This window comes from Microbispora sp. NBC_01389, from assembly GCF_045040095.1.
In the GTDB taxonomy this organism is placed as follows: Bacteria; Actinomycetota; Actinomycetes; order Streptosporangiales; family Streptosporangiaceae; genus Microbispora.
In genome coordinates, this window is record NZ_CP109552.1 from 7,094,389 (window position 1) to 7,115,551 (window position 21,163).

The window sequence follows — 21,163 nt, forward strand, 5'->3', positions numbered from 1 at the left end:
CGTTACGGAGGAGGAATCATGGCGGACACGGCTCGCGCGGCCAAGCGGGAACTCGGCCTGTCGGATAAGCCCGACATGCAGTGGCGGATCATCGGCGGACTGCTGGGCCTCGTGGTGGGCTTCGCCTCCCGCAAGGTGCTGGCGTACGCCTGGGAGAAGGCGACCGGCAAGGAGCCCCCGGCGAGCGCCGACTCCCCGGACATCGGCCTCGGCGAGGCGATCGCCTACGCCGTCGTGATGGGCCTCGGCATCGAGGTCACCCGGATCGTGGCGACCCGGGCGGCGGCCAGGAAGTGGCGTTCCTGGAAGGACGCCGCCCGCGACCTCACTCCGTAGGCGCCGGCTCCCCGGACTCCAGGGCCGTGAGGAAGTCACTGGCCCACCTGTCCACGTCGTGTGAGGCGACCCTGCGCCGCAGCGTGCGCATCCGGCGGCCGAGCTCGTGCGGGGTCGCCCGCATCGCGGCCAGCATCGCGCGCTTCATTCCGGCGATGTCGTACGGGTTGACCAGGTAGGCCTGGCGCATCTCCTCGGCCGCCCCGGCGAACTCGCTCAGCACCAGCGCGCCGCGCAGGTCGTGGCGGCAGGCGACGTACTCCTTGGCGACCAGGTTCATGCCGTCGCGCAGCGGCGTGACGACCATGACGTCGGCCGCGCAGTACAACGCGGCCAGCTCCTCCTTGTTGTACGACTGGTGCAGGTAGGAGATCGGGTGGCGGCCGAGCATGCCGTGCTCGCCGTTGATGCGGCCCACCCGCAGCTCGATGTCGCCCCGCAATCGGATGTACTCGGCGACCCGCTCCCGCGTCGGCGTCGCGACCTGGACGAACACCGCCTCGCCCGGCTTGACCGACCCGTCGTCGAGCAGCTCACCGAACGCCTTGAGCCGCTGGCCGATGCCCTTGGTGTAGTCGAGCCGGTCGACGCCGAGCAGCATGTGCTCGGGGTCGCCCAGCTCGGCCCGGATCGCCCTGGCCCGCTCCTGGACGCGCGGCTCGCGGACGAGCTGGTCCAGCTCGCCGAAGTCGACCGAGATCGGGAACGACTCGGCGCGCACCGTCCGGTCCTCCAGCTGGATCTCGTTGCGCAGGTGCTGAAGGCCCAGCAGGCGGCGGCACAGGCGCAGGAAGTTGGCGGCGCCGCCCGGCCGCTGGAAGCCGACCAGGTCGGCGCCGAGCAGGCCCTCCAGGATCTCCTTGCGCCAGGGGAGCTGGTAGAACAGCTCGCCCGGCGGGAACGGGATGTGCAGGAAGAACCCGATCTTCAGGTCGGGCCGCAGCTTGCGCAGCATCGCCGGCACGAGCTGGAGCTGGTAGTCCTGCACCCACACGACCGCGCCGGGGGCGGCGGCCTCGGCGGCGGCCCGGGCGAACCGGTCGTTGACGGCCTTGTAGGCGTCCCAGAGCACCCGGGAGTAGATCGGGGTGGCGACCACGTCGTGGTACAGCGGCCACAGGGTGGCGTTGGAGAACCCCTCGTAGTACAGCTCGACCTCGAGCTGGGACAGCGGAACGGGGATCAGCTGCATGCCGTCGTGGTCGAACGGCTTGAGCTCCTCCCCCGCCGCGCCGGTCCAGCCGAGCCAGGCGCCGTCACGCCGCTGCATGACGGGCGCGATGGCGGTCACCAGTCCCCCGGGGCTGCGACGCCACTCGTTCTCACCCACGCGGTCGACCGGCAGCCGGTTCGCGACGATCAGAAAAGAGCTGGTGCCATCACGCATGAACCCCTCCAGGGTCGCTTGTGACCACCATACGGAAAGCCACCAGGCGACCCCATACCCGTAATGACGTGCACAATTCACAGTTGAAACTGTGAGAATGATCTCACGCAGCTCACGGGGCCTCGCCAAGTGGTTTAGACCAATCGGTGACATTTCTCTACCCGGAACATCGGGACGCCCGGAGAGTGCCGATTGGGATGGCCACCTGGCCCTACCGCCCGGGAACGGGGGTCAGCTCGGCGGGAGGGCGGGCCGGCGGTGCAGGTCCGCGCGCACGGCGGCGGCGAGCTTCTTGGTGGCGGCCCGGTTGAGGGCGGCGCCCGCCACCGCTCCGGTGAGGAAGGGGCCGAGGGTGGTGAGGTGCCGGCCGAGCGTGCGCATCAGGCGGTTGCGCAGCGCGGTCTTCGCGGCGGTGCCGAGCGCGATCGTGGCCGAGCCGGGGGCGAGGGGATTGACGCCCCGCTGTTTCGACCAGGCGAGGGCGAACGCGGCCGCCCGCTGGGAGCCGTTTCCGGGCACCTGCACGCCGTACACCTCGTGGAGCTCGGCGAGGAGCTTCACCTCGATGGCCGCCACGACGAGCGTCTCGGCGACGATCTGGGCGGGCGCGGACAGCAGCAGGGGCGGGGCGGCGAACTCGGCGGCGGCGAGCGCTCCGCCGACCGCGCCGACCGCCGTGGTCGCCTTGGCGGCGGTGCGGACGAGGTCGTCGGCGAGCTGGTCGCCGGTGAGCTCGTAGTGGTGTTCCCGCAGCGTCTCCAGGTCCCTGATCGGTAACCGCGGGGCGATGTTCATGAACACGTCGGCCAGCCACCGGCCCCGGCCGGTCCCCCGCTCGCGCGCCCTGCCGGCGGACTGCGCCAAGACTTTGCCGAGGCGGCCGAGCAGCCGTCGCCGCTCGGCCCCGTCCGTCTCCTCAGGGGCCACGAGTTTGCCGACCAGGTCGGCCACCTCGTCGTTCGTCCGATCCGCGTCTGAAGTCACGGACCCTCCTCAGGGTCTCCTAGGCGGCACACTCGCGGCAGACCTGCTGGCCGTTCTTCTCCGAGGCCAGCTGGCTGCGGTGGTGCACCAGGAAGCACCGCGAGCAGGTGAATTCGTCGGCCTGCCGAGGAATCACCCGAAGCGAGAGCTCCTCGTTCGACAGGTCCGCCCCCGGCAGCTCCAGCGACTCGGCCAGATCGGTCTCGTCGATGTCGATGCTGCCCGACGACTTGTCGCTGCGGCGCGCCTGTAGTTCCTGGAGGCTGTCCTCGCTGAGGTCGTCGTCGGTCTTACGCGGGCTGTCGTAGTCGGTAGCCATCTGCTACTCCATCCCCCTCATCTATCTGCCTGCGCCCTGTGTCGCGCGTCTTAACGCTCGGGAGGCCGGTGTTGTGCCCGCGGGGCCGGAAAATCGTGCAATCGGTACCCGCTTGAACGAACACTGAACCTCCCGACACGGGTGGCGTGCACCGCCGGGGACTGCGGTTAGCCAAATATGGCGAAAACCACAGTATCGGCGGTATCCCCACCGTGTTCGACGGCACATCCAACCACATGTACGGCGCGCACGCTCCATCAGCGCGCCGACTGCGGCATCCCCGGAGAAACCCCGTTTCCGGAGAGTCGCACCGTCACCACGAGCCCACCCCCGTCGCGGGGGACGGCGACGACCGTTCCGCCGTGCGCCCGGACGATCGCGCGCACGATGGACAGGCCGAGACCCGCGCCTTTGGCGGACTGAACCCGGTCGGCGTTCAGCCGCCGGAACGGCTCGAACAGGCTCTCCACCTCGTACGCGGGAACGTGCGGTCCCGTGTTCGCGACCTGAACAACGGCACCCCCGTCCACCATTCCCGTACGGACCCATACTTTTCCGCCGGGACCGAGATTGTGCTTGATGCCGTTCTCGACGAGGTTCGAGAGGCAGCGTTCGACGAGAACGGGGTCGCCCGTCGTGGCGGCGGGATGAAGATCGTGCTCGACCGTGACCTCTTCCTCCTCGGCGTAGGCGGCCAGTTGCTCCACCGCCGTCCTCGCCACCTCCTGCACGTCCACGGGCCTCCGCACCGACAGCTCCCGCTCGCTGCGGGCGAGCAGCAGCAGGCCCTCGATGAGCCGCTCGTTGCGCGCGGTGGTGCCGAGGAGCGTGCGCCCGAGCACCTTGAGGTCGTCCGACGCCTCGGGGTCGGACAGGGCCACCTCCAGCACGGTGCGGTTGATCGCCAGTGGCGTGCGCAGCTCGTGCGAGGCGTTGTCCACGAACCTCCGCTGGGCGTCGAAGGCGGTGTTGAGCCGGGTGAGCATGGCGTCGAACGTGTCGGCCAGCTCCTTCAGCTCGTCGTCGGGGCCCTGGAGGTCGATGCGCTCGTGGGCGAGGGAGGTCTCCGACAGCTTCCGCGCGGTGGCCGTCATCTTGATGATCGGCCGCAGCGCCCGGTCGGCCACGACGTATCCGAGGATCAGGGCGAAGATGCCCACGCCGAGCAGCGCCAGCAGCGACCGCTGCAGCAGCTCGCCCCGCGCCGCCGCCGTGGCCTCCGCCTGGAGGTTGGCGTAGTTGTTGTTGAACTCGTCGATCACCTCCTGCGGCACGCTCGGCGGCAGCAGGATCTTCGGCACGCTCTGCCAGCCGACGTTGATCGCGTGACCGACCAGCACGTACATGACCATCACCAGCAGCGCGCCGGCGACGAAGACCAGCGCGGCGTACGTGAGGGTCAGCCGCCAGCGGATGCTCACGCGGTTCTGCAGCGACCGCATCTCGTCGAGGAGGTTGGCCCGCTGGACGGGATGGGCGATCAGGGGCGGCGGGCCGTCCCAGGCGGGCGGCCCGCTGGGCGGCGGCGGAACCTGGCTGCGGTAGGGACCGGTGCCCATCGGGTCCGACATCCGGCCGCGCGTCACAGCCGGTAACCGACGCCCGGCACCGTCTCGATGACCGGCGGGTCGCCCAGCTTCTTGCGCAGGGTCATCATCGTCACCCTGACCACGTTGGTGAACGGGTCGATGTTCTCGTCCCACGCCTTGTCGAGCAGGTCCTCCTGGCTCACGACCACGCCCTCGGCGCGCATCAGCTCCTCCAGCACCGCGAACTCCTTCTTGGTGAGGTGGATCTCCGCGCCGTCCCGGGCCACCTGGCGCTTCCCGGGGTCGAGCCGGATCCCGGCCCGCTCCAGCACGGGCGGCAGCGCCGGCGCGGACCGGCGCCCGAGCGCGCGCACCCGGGCCACGAGCTCCATGAAGACGAACGGCTTGGCCAGGTAGTCGTCGGCGCCGAGCTCCAGCCCCTCCACCTTGGCGTCGACGTCGCCCGCCGCGGTGAGCATGATGATCCGCGAGGCGGACCGCTCCGCGACCAGGCGGCGGGCCACCTCGTCACCGTGGACCCTCGGCAGGTCGCGGTCGAGCACGATCACGTCGTAGTCGATGTATCCCGTCTTCTCCAGGGCGGCGGCGCCGTCGTAGGCGACGTCCACGGCCATCGCCTCCCGGCGGAGGCCGGTGGCGATCGCGTCCGCGAGCACCCTCTCGTCCTCCACCACTAGAACGCGCATCACGGTCCTCCTCGCTGGTACGGACGCCTCATTGTGGCCCTGACCGGCGTAAGCCGCCGGTAAGCGGCTCCGGCACTCTACGTGACGTAGAGCACATAAATTCACAGGTTTGCGGTCGGTCCGGTTATGGGTATGGCCCCGGGCACCCTCCATGTCGTGTGCCGGGGTAGGCGCGTCTCTCCTGAGCGGAATCCGCGCCGGCGTCCCCATGACACACGTCCGCCCCCTGAGAAAGAAGGTGAGATGGGCGAGTTCACGACCACGATCGAATCCAGGCTCGACCAGGCCTACAAGGGTCTTGAAGAGGCCACGACGAGCGGGGACGACTTCCTCGCCGACACCCTCACCGCCGAGATCGAGGACCTGCACCGCCTCGCGGAGGATCACGGCATCTCCATCAACCGCTGACCGCACCGTCACCTGACGAGGGGGCCCGCCGGACGGCGGGCCCCCTCGCCTGTGCCGGGGATGTGCCGGGGATGTGCCGGGGATTTGGTGGGGATGTGGTGGGGATGTGGTGGGGATGTGGTGGGGATGTGGTGGGGATGTGGTGGTCAGTCCCGCTCGGGGTCGAGGGGGACGAGCAGGTCGTGCAGTTCCTCGAAGAGCCCGGGCGCGGCGCAGAGCACCATGTCGGGGCTGACCGGTCTGCCGTTCAGGCCGCCGAGCCGCGCCCCCGCCTCGGTGGCGACCAGGCCGCCCGCGGCGTGGTCCCAGTAGTTGGCGCCGCGCTCGTAGTAGGCGTCGACCCGGCCCGCCGCCACCGAGCAGAGGTCGATCGCGCAGGAGCCGCCCCGCCGGATGTCCCTGACCCTCGGCACCACCTGCGCGACCACCTCGGCCTGCACGCGGCGCCGGGCGGCGCCGTAGCCGAAGCCGGTCGCGACGAGCGCGCGGTCGAGCGGGACGCCGGTGTTGCAGCGCAGCCGCTCGCCCCGCAGCCACGCGCCGCCGCCCCGGCGGGCGGTGAACAGCTCACCGCGCGGGACGTTGTTGACCACCCCCGCGACGATCTCGCCGTCCACCTCGACGCCGATGCTGACCGCCCAGTCGGGCACGCCGTACAGGAAGTTGACCGTGCCGTCGATGGGGTCGACGACCCAGCGGACCACGCCCTCGCCGGGGGTGTCGCCGCCCTCCTCGCCGAGGACCGCGTCACCCGGCCTGGCCTCGGCGATGCGGGCGCGGATCAGTTCCTCGGCGGCCCGGTCCAGCGCGGTGACGACGTCGGTGGGGCTCGACTTGGTGGCGAGCACCTCGGGCCGCGCGGGCCGCTTGGCGAGCAGCATCTGGCCGGCCTCCTCCGCGATGCGGGCCGCCAGCTCCAGCAGCTCCTCCTCCCGTACGCCGTCGTCCTGCCGCTCCCGCTCGTCCATGCCGGTGTGCCCCCTCCTGAGTCGGTGATCGTCCGTCGTTGATCACCCGGGGCCGTCCGCCGGAGCGGAACGGCCACGGGTAACCCGCACATCCTCCCAAACCGGGATCGAAGGCTCTCGGACGGTCACCGCAGGGAGGCCGGGCGGCGCCACTCCTCCCCGAGCACGTGCTGACCCAGGAAGGCCAGGACGGTCTCGTACCACGCGATCGCGTTGCCGGGCCCCAGCACCCAGTGGTTCTCGTCGGGGAAGTAGAGGAACTTCGCCTCGACCCCCGACCGCTGGAGGTCCCACCACAGCCGCAGGCCCTCGCCGATCGGCACGCGGTAGTCCCTGTCGCCGTGGATCACCAGCATCGGCGTCCTGATCTCGCCGAGCCACCGGTGGGGCGAGAGGCGCTCGTAGCGGGCCGAGCCGGGCGCGCCGAACTCGCGCTGCCAGTAGTCCGCGCCGTCCGTGGTGCCCGCGAACTGCTCCAGGTTCCACAGGGAGGCGTGCGTCACGATCGCCCGGAAACGGTCGGTGTGCCCGGCGACCCAGTTGGCCATGTAACCGCCGAACGACCCGCCCATCGCCGCCGTCCGCTGCTCGTCGATCTCCGGCCGCTTCAGGCACTCGTCGGTGATCGCCATCAGGTCGGCGTGGGTGACCGGGCCCCAGTCGCCCCAGCCCCGGTCGATCATGCCCTGGCCGTACCCGGTGGACAGGCAGGGGTCGGGCAGCAGCACGGCGTATCCGTGCCGGGCCATCAGCCAGGGGTTCCAGCGCCAGCTCCAGTCGTTCCAGCTCCCGAGCGGCCCGCCGTGGATCCACAGCAGGAACGGCGCCGGGCTCTCGGCGGCCGCCCCGGCGGGGACGACCAGCCAGCCCCGGATCTCGGTGCCGTCGTCGGCCGTGGCGGTGACCTCGGTCAGAGTGCCCGGCAGGTCGAGCGCGGGAACGGGCGAGGGCAGCGTGGTCACCGTGCCGTCCGGGTCGATCCGCACCGGCGCGGGCGGCGAGTCGACCGCGCCGCGCAGGGCGTAGACCTCCCCTCCAGCGGCCGGGCACAGCTCGGCGTAGGCGCCGTCGTCGGAGGTCAGCCGGGTCGGCCCCGAGCCGGCGGGCGCGTCGAGGGAGACCCGGAAGACCGGGCGGCGGCCCCGGTCGTCGGCGGCGACGTAGAGCTCCGCCGACGAGGGCGCCCACGCGACCGACGAGGGGAAGATCTCCTCGGCGACGGCCCGTCCCACCCCGGTGTCCAGGTCGATCACCCACAGGTCGACCGTGACCGAGACCCGCTCCGTGCCGTGCCGCTCCCGGGTGCAGACGACGTGCCGCCCGTCGGGCGACACCAGGACCGGCCCGCCGAAGTCGTGCTCCGGCGAGGTCGCGAGCGTCCGCCGCGACCCGTCCGCGAGATCGATCGCGACCAGGTCGGTGCGCCCCGCGCCGTTCGGCAGGAACTCCCGCCAGGCGGTGATCACGGCCGAGCCGTCGGGGACGACCGCGAAGGAGGCGTCGCGCAGCGCGCCGCCCGGCTCGGGGGTCAGGTCCCGGACGTCCTCCAGGCCGTCCCGGGTGGCGCGGCCCGCGAAGAGCCGGGGCTGCGCCGGGCCGAGGTCGTGGTCCCAGAAGCGGATCGGGTAGCCCTCGTGCAGGATCGCGCTGACGCCGTCGTCCTCGCGGCCCTTACGGCGCTCCTCCTCGGTCGCGGCGTCGCCGGGCAGCACCTCCGACGCGTAGACCACCACGTCGCCGGCCGCCCGGACCGCGCCGATCCCGCCGGGGCGGGTGGCCAGCCGTACGGGCTCGCCCCGCTCGGGCAGCAGCCACAGCGCGGGCACCTCGCCGCCGGCCTCCTCGACCGTCTCGTCGGGGCGCCGGGAGACGAACAGCAGGCCTCCGCCGGGGGCGAACTCCGCGCCCGCCTCCCCCTTCGCCGACCGCGTCAGCCGGTGCGGCTCGCCGTCAGGGGTGAGGGGGATCTCCCACAGCGCCGTTCCGTACGACCTGCCGTCGGGGTTGAGGGACTGGACCACGGACACGAGCCGGGTTCCGTCGGGTGACAGTCGCAGCGACGCCACGCGCGGCAGGGCCATGTACTCGCGGATATCGGGGTACTCACGGAGGCCGGGGTACTCACGGATCCCGGGGTACTCGCGGGGGTCGGGAAATTGGGTCACCGCTCGAACCTACTCGCCCGGGCCGCCCGTCTCGACCCCCCGATAGTGTTGTCGTTCATGGGGAGCACCACGGGGTCCGACGCCGGGTATGACGCTCTGCTCGTCGTCTCGTTCGGCGGGCCGGAAGGGCCCGGGGACGTCATGCCGTTCCTGGAGAACGTCGTCCGCGGCCGGGGCGTGCCGCGTGCGCGGCTGCTGGAGGTCGAGGCGCACTACCAGCGGTTCGGCGGGGTCAGCCCGATCAACCGGCAGTGCCGGGAGCTGATCGACGCGCTGGAGGTTGACCTTCCGGTCTACTGGGGCAACCGCAACTGGCATCCGTTCCTGGAGGACACGGTCCGGCGGATGAAGGAGGACGGGGTCCGCCGGGCGGCGGCCTTCGTCACCGCGGCCTACCGCTCCTATTCGAGCTGCCGGCAGTACCTCGACGACATCGACCGCGCCCGCGCCGCCGTGCCGGGGGCTCCCGAGATCGTCAAGCTGCGCCACTACTACGACCACCCCGGGTTCGTGGCCGCGATGGCCGACAACACCCGCGACGCGCTCGCCGCGCTCCCCGAGGACGTGCGGACCGGCGCCCGGCTCGTCTTCACCGCGCACAGCATCCCCGTCTCCATGGCGCGCACCGCCGGCCCGTCCGGGGGCGCGTACGAGGCCGAGCTGCGCGAGACCGCGCGGCTGGTGGTCGAGCAGGTGGACGCGGGACGCCCGTGGGACCTGGTGTGGCAGAGCCGCAGCGGCCCGCCGCAGGTGCCGTGGCTGGAGCCGGACGTCTGCGACCATCTGGAGGCGCTGCACGCCGAGGGCGTGCCGGCCGTGACGCTGGTGCCGATCGGGTTCGTGTCCGACCACATGGAGGTCGTCTACGACCTCGACACGGAGGCCGCCGACCTGGCGGCCAAGCTCGGCCTGCCGCTCACCAGGGCCGCGACCGCCGGCACCCATCCGCGGTTCGTCTCGATGGTGGCCGAGCTGCTCGCCGAACCCGCGCCCGCGCCGTGCCCGGGCACCTGCTGCCCGGCCCCCGCCCGCCGGCCCTCCTAGAGTCCTGAGTCAGGAGGCGTACGTGCGGGCGTAGGCGTCCGCGAGCGACAGCACCTTGTTCACGTAGTCCCAGGAGTGGTTGTAGAACCACACGGACTTCCTGAGCTTCTCGCCGCCCTGGCCCGCCCCGTTGGCGCACAGGTAGGTGGCCGCCGACGGCACCGCGTCGAAGGGGCTCCAGATGTCCGCCTTGCCGTCGCCGTCGCCGTCCACGCCGTACGACTTCCAGGTGGCGGGCATGAACTGCATCGGCCCGAGCGCCCCGGCGGACGACGGGCCGTTGTTGCGGCCGTGGCTGCTCTCCACCTGGCCGATCGCGGCGAGGACGGTCCACGAGAGGCCGGGGCACACGGTCGCCGAGCGCTGGTAGAGCTCGAGGTAGCTCTCCGGCCTGCCCACCAGGGCCTGGCCCTGCGGCGCCGCGGCCTTCGGCGGCCGTTCGCTCTCCGCGCCGATCCGCACGACCTGCGCGCCCTTGCCGAGCAGGCGGGCGACCGCGTCCCGGTCCACCTTGCCGGGGTCGCCGTGCACGAGCACCACGACCCCGCCGGGGAAGCCGAGCCGTTGCCCCACGTCCCGGCTGACCAGCCCGTCGATGTCGGGCAGCCCGAGCGAGGCCGAGGCCGCGACCCGCAGCCGGGGGCCGCCGTCGATCTGGTAGTCCACGCCCAGCGCCATGCCGAGACGCTTGATCGTCCCGCTGTCGGCGACCAGCTCGCCCCGGGCGAGCGCGCTCCACACCTCCGGGTGCTCGGCGACCCGCTTGGGGGTCCAGGAGCGGAACTGCGCCGGGTCGACCGCGAGCAGGCGCAGGGCCGTACCGGAGACGCGGACCGCGCCGCCGTCGGTGACCGCCACCTTCTGCACGTGCGGCAGCGTGGCGATCTTTCGGAGCGTCTCCGCCGGGACCGTGGCCGGGGAGATCGCCAGGAGCCGCGGCGGCGTGACCTGCACGCCCGGGCCGCCGGCGACGGGCGCGCTCGACGGCAGCGTGCGGTCGGGCACGAGGGCGGCCGTGGTGGCCCGCGCGGCCGGAAGCGCCTCGTCCGGACGCGGCCGGTCACCGGCCACGTCACCGGCCACGTCTCCGTCCGCACGGCTCGCGCCGGCCGCGAGCGCGCCGGCGTCGGGCCAGGTCACGATGGCGGCGACACCCATGGCGAGCACACTGACGATCACGACCGCGAGCCCGGTCACGATGGGACGGATGCGCCCGGTAGCGTAGGAAGAGCGGAGAAGCACAGTCAGACCCCGCACCCCCGGCGACGGAAAATCACTTGCCCCATGATAGGCGGGCAGGGGATGGTCGAACCCGGAAATAGTCGAAACCGGAAATAAACGACGTCCGCGTGCCTCAGGAGTTCTCACCGGAACCCTCCGCAGGCCGCCGCCGCTGTCCGAACGGCAGGCCCGGACGCACACGCACTCACGTGCCGAGATCGTGCTGAAGGGGAAACACCAATGGTCGGGCCGTATCGCGGGTTGTTCGGCACGCCCGGAGTCAAGGGCTTCGTTCTCGCGGGGTTCGTGGGGCGGGCGCCCATGTCGATGCTCGGCATCGGGGTCATCCTGCTCGTCAACGCCGTCACCGGGTCGTACGCGACCGCCGGGGCGGTCGCGGCGACCGTCTCGGTGGCCTTCGCGGTCGCCGCGCCCCTGTCGGGGCGGCTCGTGGACCGCTTCGGCCAGGCGCGGGTGCTCGTCCCGTTCATCCTCCTGCACGCCGCCTCGATCACCGCGCTGATGCTGTGCGCGCACGCCCGGACCCCCCAGTGGGCCCTGTACGTGGCGGGCGTGGCGTCCGGCGCCACCGGCCTGTCGCTGGGCTCCATGGTCCGAGCGCGCTGGTCGCACGTGCTCGACGACCCCTCCCGGCTGCACACGGCGTTCTCGTTCGAGTCGGTGGCCGACGAGCTGATCTTCGTGGGCGGCCCGGCGTTCGTCACCGCGCTGACGACGGGCGTCAACGCCTACGCCGGGCTCATCGCGACGATCGTCCTGGCCCTGTCGGGCACGCTGGTCTTCGCCTGCCTGCGCGGCACCCAGCCGCCGGTCGTCCGGCACCAGAGGTCGGGCGGGTCGCCGATCGCGATCCCGGGGGTGGCGCTGCTGTCGGCCGTCTTCCTCGCCATGGGCGCGGTGTTCGGCTCGATCGACATCATCACGGTGGCCTTCGCCGACGAGCACGGCAACAAGGCGGCGGCCGGGCTGCTGCTCGCCTCGGTCGCGGCCGGCAGCATGATCTCCGGCCTGTGGTTCGGCTCCCGGCACTGGAAGATCAGCCTGCGCAGCCGGTTCGTCCGGGGGCTGTCGCTGTTCGCGGCCGGGTTCACCCCGGTGCTGCTGATGGACGACATCCGCGCGATGGCCCTGGCGCTCTTCCTCGCCGGGCTGTCCATCTCCCCCACGCTGATCACCGGGTTCTCGCTCATCGAGCGGATGGTCCCGGCCGGGCAGCTCACCGAGGGCATGGCGTGGATCTCCACGTCCATCGGCCTCGGGGTGGCCGTCGGCGCGTGGGCGGGCGGGCGGCTCACCGACGCCTACGGCGCGTCCAACGCGTACGGCTTCTCCTACGGGTGCGCGCTGCTCGCCATCGCGGTCGGTCTCGGCGGCTCGGCGCTGGCCCGCGTACGGCAGCGGGCCGGCTGACGCTCTTTTTTGGCGTGTAGGCAGCGCGGGCGTTATGAGTAGTGTTCACGTTCACTGCCGGGCATGGGATGGAGAGCATGGACGCCTTCGTCAACTGGGCGCGCAACCAGTCGGTCACGCCCGCCGAGGTGCGCACCCCCGCCTCGGCCGCCGAGGTCGCGGACGCCGTACGGGACGCCGCGAGAGCGGGCCGCCGGGTCCGCATGACCGGCACCGGGCACTCGTTCACCGGGGTGGCGCTGACCGACGGCGTCCTGCTGCGGCCGCATGCCCTGACCGGGGTGCTCGGCGCGGGCGACGGCTGGGTGAAGGTCGCCGCGGGCACGCCGCTCCACGCGCTCAACGAGGAGCTCCACCGGCGGGGGCTCGCGCTCGCCAACATGGGCGACATCACCGCGCAGACCGCCGCCGGGGCGATCCAGACCGGCACCCACGGCTCCGGCAGGCACACCGGAGGGCTCGCCGACCAGGTCGCCGAGCTGGAGATGGTGCTCGCCGACGGCTCGGTCGCGACCGTACGGGAGGGCGACCTGTTCGACGCGGCCCGGGTCGGGCTGGGCGCGCTCGGCATCCTCACCGCCGTCACGTTCCGGGTCGAGCCCGCGTTCCTGCTGCGGGCCAGACGGGAACCGATGGCGTTCGGCCGGATCCTCGACACGCTCGACGACCTGACCGGGGGCGACGACCATCTCGACTTCTTCTGGCTGCCGCACACCGACACCTGCCTGGTCAAGCGCAACAACCGCGACGCCGGCCCGGCCCGGCCGCCCGCGGCGTTCAGGAGGTGGCTCGACGAGGTCTTCCTGGAGAACACGGCGTTCGGCGCGGCCTGCGCCCTCGGGGCCCGCTTTCCCCGGGCGGCGCCCGCGATCAACCGGGCGTCCGCGCGGCTGCTGGGGACGTCGGAGAGTGTGGACGTCTCCCACCGCGTCTTCACCTCCGTCCGGGAGGTCCGCTTCCTGGAGACGGAGTACGCGATCCCGCGCCGCCATCTCGCCCGCGCGCTGCGGGAGGTCAGGGACCTGCTGGACCGGTCGGGCCGGCCGGTCACGTTCCCGGTGGAGGTCAGGGTCACGCCGCCCTCGGACGCCTGGCTGTCCACCGCGTACGGCCGGGACTCGGCGTACGTGGCCTGCCATGTCTACCGGGGCGCGCCCGACCCGGAGTACTTCGCGGGCGTCGAGGAGATCATGACCCGGATGGAGGGCCGGCCCCACTGGGGCAAGCTGCACACCCGCGACGCGGACTACCTGCGTGGCGTCTATCCCCGGTTCGGCGACTTCGTGGCGCTGCGCCGTGAGATGGACCCCGACGGGCTGTTCGCCAACGATTACCTCGACCGGGTCCTCGGCGCGTCGCGGGATGGCTGACCCCATCGCCGCGTAAAGTCCCTCTCCACGGTCCGGCGTCTTCCGCGTGTCGTGTTGCCCAAGCCTCCCCCGGGGCAGGCACATTGCGGAGCACGGGCAGACCGGAGCCCGGCGCGCCACTCGAACCGAGGGAGCAACGCAAGCGATGAGACCCTCCCGCAGGTCCGGCCGCACGGCGTACGGCACGTGCGCCGTCGCCGTGCCGTACGGACGGGCCGTGGGCGCGCGCCATCCGAGACACGACCCTCACTCTCGCGTTCCGGGTGCCGCCTTCCCGGTCGATCATGACCAATGGGTTGCGGCGAAGTGAACGTCAAAAATGTGACCGGGGTCACAACATCTGCCTCGCCCCCTGGCGAGGCGATGTTCGGACATGCCGGGTACGGTGCTGGAAGGCAACCGGTTCACGCGAGAGACTCAAGGGTCCGGGGGAAGACAGAGCACGACGACGAAGGGACTCGCATGCAGGAGCTCCGTCTCGTCGCGGTGAGTGAAGACGGAACGTACCTCGTCCTGGCGACGGCCGGGCGGGGCACGCGCTTCACGCTGCCCGTCGACGACCGGCTCCGTGCTGCGGTTCGCGGCAACTTCTCCCGTCTCGGCCAGTACGAGATCGAAGTGGAGAGCCCGTTGCGTCCCAAGGAGATCCAGACGCGCATCCGTGCCGGCGAGACCGCGGAGGAGATCGCGGCCACCGCCGGCATCCCGGTGGAACGAGTCCGCTGGTTCGAGGGGCCCGTTCTCCAGGAGCGCGAGTACATGGCCCAGCAGGCCCAGCGGGTCGCGGTCCGGATGCCCGGCGAGACCACCCCCGGGCCGACGCTCGGCGAGCTGGTGGCCGAGCGGCTCACCCGGCGCGGCGTGCCCGCCGACGAGATCGACTGGGACTCGGCCAAGCGCGACGACAACCTCTGGCGGGTGCGGCTCGGCTTCGTCTGGAACGGTCACACCCGGCACGCCGAGTGGCTCTTCGACCCCCGCCGCCGCCACATCACACCGAACGACGACGAGGCCATGCGCCTGTCGGCCGCCGAGTACGTCGAGCCGGACCAGGCGGACGACGCCACCGTGCGGCCGTTCGTGCCCCGGCTCGCCTCCAAGCTCGCACCCGTGCCGCCGCTGCCCAACGAGGTCCGCAGCCGCGACGAGTCCGCGTTCCGCCCCGAGCCGGTGCGGCCCGAGCCGGTGCGGCCCGAGCCGGTGCGCTATGAGCCGTCGCGTCCCGAGCCCGCGCGTGCCGAGCCCGTGCGCTATGAGCCGTCGCGTCCCGAGCCCGCGCGTGCCGAGCCCGTGCGCTATGAGCCGCCGCGGGCCGAGCCCGCGGGCTTCGCCGAGACCGCCGCCTTCGTCGAGCCGCTGCCGCGGCTGGGCACTCCGCTGCGCCCGGAGCCCGGGCGGCAGCAGGACCCCGCCGCGCGGCGCGACCCCGGACGGACGGATCCGTCCGAGGAGGAGCTGGCCGCCTACCGTCCGGAGCTCACCCCGGTGCCCTTCCGGCTGCCGCAGTCGCTGATCTCCGCGCCCGAGCAGATCGCGCCGCCCGCCCTCCCGCCGGCCCTTCCACCGGCCCGCGACCCGTACGACGCCGCCCCGCCCGCTCCCCCGGCGAGCCGGGACCCCTACGACGCGCCTCAGTCCGCTCCTCCCGTGAGCCGGGACCGGTACGACACGGTCCCGCCCGCGCCGTCCACCCCATCCGCGCCGCTCACCCCGGTCCCGGACGCCGCAGCGTACGCGCCGCCTCCGCCCCGAACGGAACCCGAGCCTGCTTCGGCCCCGGACGCTACCGCGACCGCCACGCCTGCCGCACGGACCGAACCCGAGCCTTCGGCCACGCCTGCCGCCTCCGCGCCCCCTGCGGCGCAGGCCGCTCCTACCGCCTCCGCTCCCTCTGCTGCGCAGAGCGCCACCGCGACGGACGCCGCGCAGCCCGTCACGCCCGCGACCTCGGGCGCGGAGGCGGAGCGTGGCGCGGACGCGCCCGTGCCGCCGCGGCTCACGGCCAGCGAGGATGGCCCTGTCGGCGACCGGACGGATTCGGGTGCGGACGCGTCGCCTGCCGTCCAGGCCGTCACGCCCGCCCCTGCGCCGGATGTTCACGCCGACGCCGCCATCGACTCTCCGACCGCCTCCGATGGCGCCCCAGCCGAATCTCGAACTGCCGCCGATGCCGTGACGGCGGATTCACGGCCCGGCCCCACGACGGCTCCGGACGTCAAGGGGACCGCTGCGGCGGTCACACCCGGTTCCGATGCTCCGTCCTCCACCCCGTCTGTCGCTGCGACCCCCGCCGCTGAGGGGGAGACGCGGCCCACGGCCGCCACTGAGCCGACGGCGCAGGCCACAACGGACGTTCCAGTCGCCGCTTCGACCCCCGCCCTGAAGGCGGATGCCGAGGCTCGCGAATCGGACGTCGGTACCCGGCCGGTGACGGAGGCCGCGACAAGCAACGTCGCAGCACCTGCCTCCGCTGCCTCTACGCCCGTCAGCGCGTCGTCTGCCGACGCTTCAGCGGCAGCCGCCTCGTCAACCACCAAGAGCGCGGACAGCGACGCTCCGGCCGTTGAGGGCCCTCGCACCGAGACGCCGCAGCAAGCAGAGACCGTCGCGAAGGCGACCGAAGCGCCGGGCACCGCCACCCACACGGCCACCACGAAAGCAGCCGTCGAGAGCGCGGACGCGGCCGAGGGCAGCACTCCCAGCGCGCCGGGTGGCACAGCACCCGAAGCGTCGGCCGAGGACACGACCACCGGCGGCTCAGCGAACACCGACGCGGCGAGCACCAGGCCATCGGGCACGAGCGCCGCCGTGGGCGGCGGGTCGGCCAAGGCCGATGACGGTGCCTCCGCAGCGGTGAACAGCCCGGCAGGGGCTGACACCGTAACTGCCGAAGTCGCGGCATCGGCCACGGAAACGGATACCGGGGCGAGCACTTCGGCGGGCGCTGGGACGGAAGCCGCGGCGAAAGGCTCAGCGGAGCCTGCCACACCCGCCGCCGCGGCTGACACGGTCCAGGAGACGCGACCCGCCGTTCCCGCGCCCGCACCGCCCGCTGAGGCCGCCACCCCGGCCCCTCAGCCGCGAGCACGGCGAGCGGGAGACCGTCCGGGAGACGAGGCCAAGGGCGGCACGAAGGAAGGGCTGAAGGACAGCCCGAAGGACACCGCCAAGGAGGGTCCGAAGGAGTCGAAGCCCGAGACTCCCGCCCCTCCGGTGCCGAAGCCCGCTCCCCCGCGTCCTCGAAAGTCGCGTGGCCGACGGGCCTCCGTACCAACCTGGGACGAGATCATGTTCGGTGCTCGCAAGCAGGACTGATAAGCGCGACAGCGTTCTGCCGGCTGCTACGCGCCCACATCTGCAGGACTGTCATCGCACAGCTGGCTTGATGGCATCGCACCAGGCCCAAAGGATGGGCCCATCTGTCGATAGCGGCAGGCCCAGCGGGCGGCGGCGGTATGGGAGACCTGGAAGCGTGCGGCCGCGCGGCTGACTCCAGCCGTCCTCGACGATGCAACGCATGAGCCGGAGTCTGCCAGTTTCGGTCAGCGGGGCATTACGGCGGGGCATGAGGACCTCCGGACCATGTGAATCTTGGTACGCAGGCATCCCTACGGGCCAGACTCCCCAAATCCGACCCTTTAGGGGAACCGAATCACATCGAACCTGGGACGCTGCGCGTCCACCCGCGTAAGTCGCAACCGACCAATCCCCCTTGAGCCTAAAAACCCATCTCAGCTCGGATAGTGCGGTCGGTCAATGCTTTTTACTTGAGTAGTCTCGATTCCGTCGCGTTCGAACCGTCAGCCGCGATTTGCATCAGATGTCTTGATCTTCTGACTGGCGGTATGTAAAGATCGAAAAGAATCGTCAAGCTGTGGGCGGAAAACCTCGAAGCCCTCCGCCCACAGCGCATCCGTCGATGCAAGAAGGAGGATACCTGTGCTGAGCAGGTTAAAGCCACCCACAAGAGCGTTCACCGCACTGGCAGGTGCAGCCTTGGCGACCTTCGCCGTCGCGCCCATCGCCAGCGCCTACGCCATCAACGTGACCAATAGCGCTCACTCCGCGCAATCCTACACGTACGGCAGCAATGTCGTGCGCCTCATCAACAAGTGCTGGGCCACGAATCCGTGCCACGTCTACAACCAGTACTACCGGAGCGCCTCTCCAGGCACCATGCGGTCCTACGGGGTCACTGGCGGCGACGGCAAATACATCGACAGTGACACCGGCTCCACGGTCACCAAACTTCGGGCCTGCGAGACCATCCCAGCATGGCCGGACGACTGCAGTGACTGGGGCTCATAGTATCTGGTAGGCGATGCCGGGCGAGTGCTCGCGCGCTTACCCGGCATCGTGTTCGCGTGGAGGGCGTGACTTTGGATTATTCTCGGCGGTCGCCGTTGCTGCACGTCGAAAACCTCAGTTACTCGGTCGCGGGTGCGGAGATATTCGCGGGGTTGGACCTGGTTGTTCATCAGGGGGAGTCGACCGTCCTGTGCGGGCCGAGCGGGACGGGGAAGACCACCTTGCTGACCTGCGTTCTGGGGCTCACCAGGCCGAAAAGCGGGCGGATATGGCTGGCGGGCGAGGACATCACCTCACTGCCACGCAAACGGCTCGCGTCCCACCGCCGCAGGTATATCGGGATGGTGTTCCAGTTCGGCGAACTGCTCCCGGAGCTGTCGCCGGTGGAGAACGTGGCCCTGGCCGCCCTCCTCGCGGGTGTCGATCGGCGGTCAGCCTACGATTCGGCCCGGGCGCTCCTCGCCGATCTCGGTATCCCACTCGACCAGACACCCACTGCGTACCTGTCCGGCGGAGAGCGGCAGCGTACGGCCGTGGCCCGGGCGCTGATCACGGATGCCCCGCTCATCCTCGCCGACGAGCCGACCGGCGCCCTGGACCAGAGCAGCAGGGATTCGGTGGCAGATCTTCTTTTCGAGCTGCCAGAGCGGCGAGGACGCGCGCTTGTGATCGTGACGCACGACCAGGCCGTCGCGGCACGGGCGGATCGCCGGTTCGATCTGGTCGCCGGCCGCCTCGTCGGAGACTACATATGAGCCGGCCAGCGCTGACGCGCCAACTACTGCGGATCGGCTTCACCGCGGGCAGGCGGTCGGCGGGCGGGCGAGTGCGCTTCTTCGCACTGATCGCGGCGGCGGCGGTCCTGACATCGGTGTTCATGTCCTGCCTCGCGGTTGTGGCCACATACGACGGGTGGGACCGGCGCGAGGCGGCTCGGGGTGTGCGGTTCACACGGAGTGCGAACGATCCAGTCGTCGCGCTCTACAAGAACGGCCGTGACGCCCTCGGCACGACACCCCACCAGGTGATGTACGTGGAGCCGCGATCGTCCCGGGTTTCCCCGCCTCCCGGACTGCCCCGCTGGCCGAAGCCGGGCGAGGCGTTCCTGTCGCCGGAACTGCTGCGCGCGGGCGCGGCGGAGGACATCAAGGCGAGGTACGGCACGTTCGCGGGGCTCATCGGCTCCGCCGGGCTTGCGACCCCGTCCGAGCGGCTGGCCTACGTACGCCCGGTCGTCTCCGATCATCGAGGGTGGCTCAAGGTCAGCCGGATCGGACACGAGCGATCAACGCCGATGGTGGACACCCTTAACCGGGTATCCATCGGCCAGCTTCTCGGTACGATCGGCATCACCCTGGGTGGCGCGAGCGTCGTGTTGCTCGTCGTCGCCGCACGCGCCGGGTCGGCCTCCAGGGACAGGCGTACGCATCTGATGACCGTGCTCGGCGCGGACCGCCGGCACCTGGCGCTGGTCCATCTGGGCGAAGCCGCGGTTCCCACCGCCGCCGGCACGCTTGCAGGAAGCCTCTCCTACCTCGTTATGTCGTTGTGGGATGTGCGGATCCCCCTCATCGACCAGGTGATCAACTCGGCGGATCTGCGCGCCTGGGCCTGGGCCGCACCGCTGATCGCACTCGCCGGGTGCGGCCTCATGGTTTCGGTGATCGTGGGACTGCACCGCGCCACCCCGGACGGCAAAAGCACCCGCCCGCGCCTGTTCGCCGACGCGATTCCCCGTTGGCGGTTGTACGCCGGCGTCCTTGGGCTGGTCGCGGTTGTCAGCACCCCCTACATGTCCAAGCTGGCTGGCTTCCTGGCCTACATCGGCGGTACGGCGCTGCTGTGGGGAATGCTGCCCTCCGCCGCCGGTGTGGTGATCCGCCGATGGGGAAAGTCTGCCGCCTCGTTCGGCGCGTGGGCCGGCCGCGGCGACGCCCTCGTCGCCGGGCGCTGGGCTCAGGCCCGGCCCGGCGTCATCGTCCGCCTCGTCGCCGTCGCCGTCATCGGACTCGGCGTGATCACTCAGGCCCAGGTCTGGTCCAGCCGCCTGGGCGAGTCAACCCGGCACGCCCAGGCCGCCCGGCAGCGCCTGCACGACTCGGTGCTCGTGGTCACCCCGATGGCGATGACGACTGCGACGGTGACCGCGTTCACTCGCACCCTTCCTGCCACCGCGACCATTCTCCTGGTCACCATCGCGAAGGAGCCAGCGGACGCGTCCGGGCTCCGCGGGTCCTGTACGGCGATCCGGTCCCTTGGGATCGCCTGCCCCGCGACCGCGCTTCGATTGACGGACGGAGACGCCCGCGCTGCGGTCCTCGAGCAATACATCAGCCGCGGCGGCAGGGTCGACCTCCGCGAGGGGAACCCCTCCATCCAGGTGGCGGCCGCGGACGCGATCGCCGTGGTCTCCCCACTGGGCACGGACAACCTCAGCGGACGGGTGAAGGAAGCCGCCAACCGGTCCTTCGGCATGGCCGAGGTGGAGCGGCCGTACGATACCTGGCTGCTGGGCGCCAACCGATTGGCGAAAATGGCCGAATGGGTGAGGCTGCTCACCATCCTCACGCTGGCGGTCCTCGCCCTCGCCGTCGCCTTCAGCTCAACCGCGGAGTTCCTGTTATTTACGACCGCAGTCGCACCGCTGGCCGTCCTCACCGAACGCCGGAGATTCCTCGCCGGGATCGCCCTGTGGAACCTCACCGTGCCCACAGTGATCGCCCTCGCGTTCGGAACCTTCATCGCGGCCTGGCAAGGCACGTTCTTCACCGCCATGACACGGGCCGGCGTCTTCTCCTGGTCCCTTCTCACGACGTGCGTGATCGGAGCCTTGATGCTCGCTCTCGCGATCGGCTTCGCCGCCGGACTGGGCGCGATCCGGGCCGCTACACGCTGGCGGCCAGCCGCCGACTGATCGTGCTCTACCGGGATGACACGGACCAGACAGCTGTACGGCCTCGGCGTATGTGCCAGCGCGGATAAGATC

18 protein-coding genes and 1 pseudogene are annotated in these 21,163 nt (G+C 71.5%); 9 read left to right on the forward strand and 10 right to left on the reverse strand.

Translation table 11 applies throughout. From position 1 onward, the window contains the following. Positions 1-18 precede the first annotated feature (18 nt). The gene (locus OG344_RS31280) at positions 19-336 is read left to right on the forward strand and encodes a DUF4235 domain-containing protein (protein WP_405086169.1); all 318 of its coding nucleotides are present in this window, start codon (positions 19-21) and stop codon (positions 334-336) included. Here the strand turns inward: OG344_RS31280 and OG344_RS31285 are convergent. From OG344_RS31285 to OG344_RS31305, 5 genes are all read right to left on the reverse strand, one after another. Continuing rightward, positions 326-1,723 (reverse strand): trehalose-6-phosphate synthase, encoded by a 1,398-nt coding sequence (locus tag OG344_RS31285; protein ID WP_405086170.1) that lies wholly within the window; start codon positions 1,721-1,723, stop codon positions 326-328. The genes OG344_RS31280 and OG344_RS31285 overlap by 11 nt on opposite strands. A gap of 231 nt (positions 1,724-1,954) precedes the next feature. Beyond that, entirely contained in the window at positions 1,955-2,707 is a 753-nt protein-coding gene (locus OG344_RS31290; RefSeq protein ID WP_405086171.1) for a hypothetical protein, read from the reverse strand. 19 nt (positions 2,708-2,726) lie between these two features. Further along, positions 2,727-3,026 carry a DUF4193 domain-containing protein gene (locus tag OG344_RS31295; protein ID WP_030454398.1) on the reverse strand — a complete coding sequence of 100 codons (300 nt, stop codon included), beginning with the start codon at positions 3,024-3,026 and terminating at the stop codon, positions 2,727-2,729. Positions 3,027-3,283: 257 nt separating this feature from the next. After that, positions 3,284-4,585, reverse strand: coding sequence for a sensor histidine kinase (locus OG344_RS31300; RefSeq protein WP_405086172.1), 1,302 nt, complete (start codon positions 4,583-4,585; stop codon positions 3,284-3,286). A 23-nt stretch (positions 4,586-4,608) separates the two neighbouring features. Beyond that, complete coding sequence (locus OG344_RS31305; protein ID WP_327046807.1) at positions 4,609-5,262, reverse strand: response regulator transcription factor; 654 nt, start codon at positions 5,260-5,262, stop codon at positions 4,609-4,611. A 243-nt stretch (positions 5,263-5,505) separates the two neighbouring features. On the opposite strand from OG344_RS31305, the gene OG344_RS31310 reads away from it, so the two are divergent. Beyond that, positions 5,506-5,670: a hypothetical protein gene (locus OG344_RS31310; RefSeq protein WP_405086173.1), complete on the forward strand. Its 165-nt coding sequence runs from the start codon at positions 5,506-5,508 to the stop codon at positions 5,668-5,670. 146 nt (positions 5,671-5,816) lie between these two features. Here the strand turns inward: OG344_RS31310 and OG344_RS31315 are convergent, their stop codons facing one another. Both OG344_RS31315 and OG344_RS31320 read right to left on the reverse strand, forming a co-directional pair. Next, the gene (locus tag OG344_RS31315; protein WP_405086174.1) at positions 5,817-6,638 is read right to left on the reverse strand and encodes an inositol monophosphatase family protein; all 822 of its coding nucleotides are present in this window, start codon (positions 6,636-6,638) and stop codon (positions 5,817-5,819) included. A gap of 125 nt (positions 6,639-6,763) precedes the next feature. Next, complete coding sequence (locus OG344_RS31320; RefSeq protein WP_405089209.1) at positions 6,764-8,719, reverse strand: prolyl oligopeptidase family serine peptidase; 1,956 nt, start codon at positions 8,717-8,719, stop codon at positions 6,764-6,766. Positions 8,720-8,860: 141 nt separating this feature from the next. Between OG344_RS31320 and OG344_RS31325 the strand changes: the two genes are divergently transcribed. Beyond that, positions 8,861-9,847 (forward strand): ferrochelatase, encoded by a 987-nt coding sequence (locus tag OG344_RS31325; protein ID WP_405086175.1) that lies wholly within the window; start codon positions 8,861-8,863, stop codon positions 9,845-9,847. Positions 9,848-9,856: 9 nt separating this feature from the next. Here the strand turns inward: OG344_RS31325 and OG344_RS31330 are convergent, their stop codons facing one another. Next, complete coding sequence (locus OG344_RS31330; protein WP_405086176.1) at positions 9,857-11,044, reverse strand: lytic transglycosylase domain-containing protein; 1,188 nt, start codon at positions 11,042-11,044, stop codon at positions 9,857-9,859. 264 nt (positions 11,045-11,308) lie between these two features. Here OG344_RS31330 and OG344_RS31335 point away from each other — a divergent pair, with 264 nt between their 5' ends. The 3 genes from OG344_RS31335 (at position 11,309) to sepH (ending at position 17,184) form a co-directional block, all read left to right on the forward strand. After that, positions 11,309-12,499, forward strand: coding sequence for an MFS transporter (locus OG344_RS31335; protein ID WP_405086177.1), 1,191 nt, complete (start codon positions 11,309-11,311; stop codon positions 12,497-12,499). A gap of 77 nt (positions 12,500-12,576) precedes the next feature. Then, a complete protein-coding gene (locus OG344_RS31340; RefSeq protein ID WP_405086178.1) occupies positions 12,577-13,869 on the forward strand; it encodes a D-arabinono-1,4-lactone oxidase in 1,293 nt (430 codons plus the stop codon). Positions 13,870-14,331: 462 nt separating this feature from the next. Further along, on the forward strand, positions 14,332-17,184 hold the full coding sequence (sepH, locus tag OG344_RS31345; protein WP_405086179.1) for a septation protein SepH: 2,853 nt from the start codon (positions 14,332-14,334) through the stop codon (positions 17,182-17,184). A gap of 98 nt (positions 17,185-17,282) precedes the next feature. Here sepH and OG344_RS31350 read toward each other — a convergent pair. Then, positions 17,283-17,436: pseudogene (locus OG344_RS31350) on the reverse strand (helix-turn-helix domain-containing protein); the annotation flags it as partial. A 233-nt stretch (positions 17,437-17,669) separates the two neighbouring features. Continuing rightward, on the reverse strand, positions 17,670-17,891 hold the full coding sequence (locus tag OG344_RS31355; protein ID WP_405086180.1) for a hypothetical protein: 222 nt from the start codon (positions 17,889-17,891) through the stop codon (positions 17,670-17,672). Here OG344_RS31355 and OG344_RS31360 point away from each other — a divergent pair. The 3 genes from OG344_RS31360 to OG344_RS31370 are packed head-to-tail and all read left to right on the forward strand — an operon-like array spanning position 17,866 to position 21,091. Further along, complete coding sequence (locus tag OG344_RS31360) at positions 17,866-18,177, forward strand: hypothetical protein (RefSeq protein ID WP_405086181.1); 312 nt, start codon at positions 17,866-17,868, stop codon at positions 18,175-18,177. The two genes, OG344_RS31355 and OG344_RS31360, sit on opposite strands and share 26 nt — an antisense overlap. A gap of 56 nt (positions 18,178-18,233) precedes the next feature. Then, the gene (locus OG344_RS31365; protein ID WP_405086182.1) at positions 18,234-18,932 is read left to right on the forward strand and encodes an ABC transporter ATP-binding protein; all 699 of its coding nucleotides are present in this window, start codon (positions 18,234-18,236) and stop codon (positions 18,930-18,932) included. Beyond that, the gene (locus OG344_RS31370) at positions 18,929-21,091 is read left to right on the forward strand and encodes a hypothetical protein (protein WP_405086183.1); all 2,163 of its coding nucleotides are present in this window, start codon (positions 18,929-18,931) and stop codon (positions 21,089-21,091) included. Before OG344_RS31365 ends, OG344_RS31370 begins: the two co-directional genes overlap by 4 nt. Positions 21,092-21,163 lie beyond the last annotated feature (72 nt).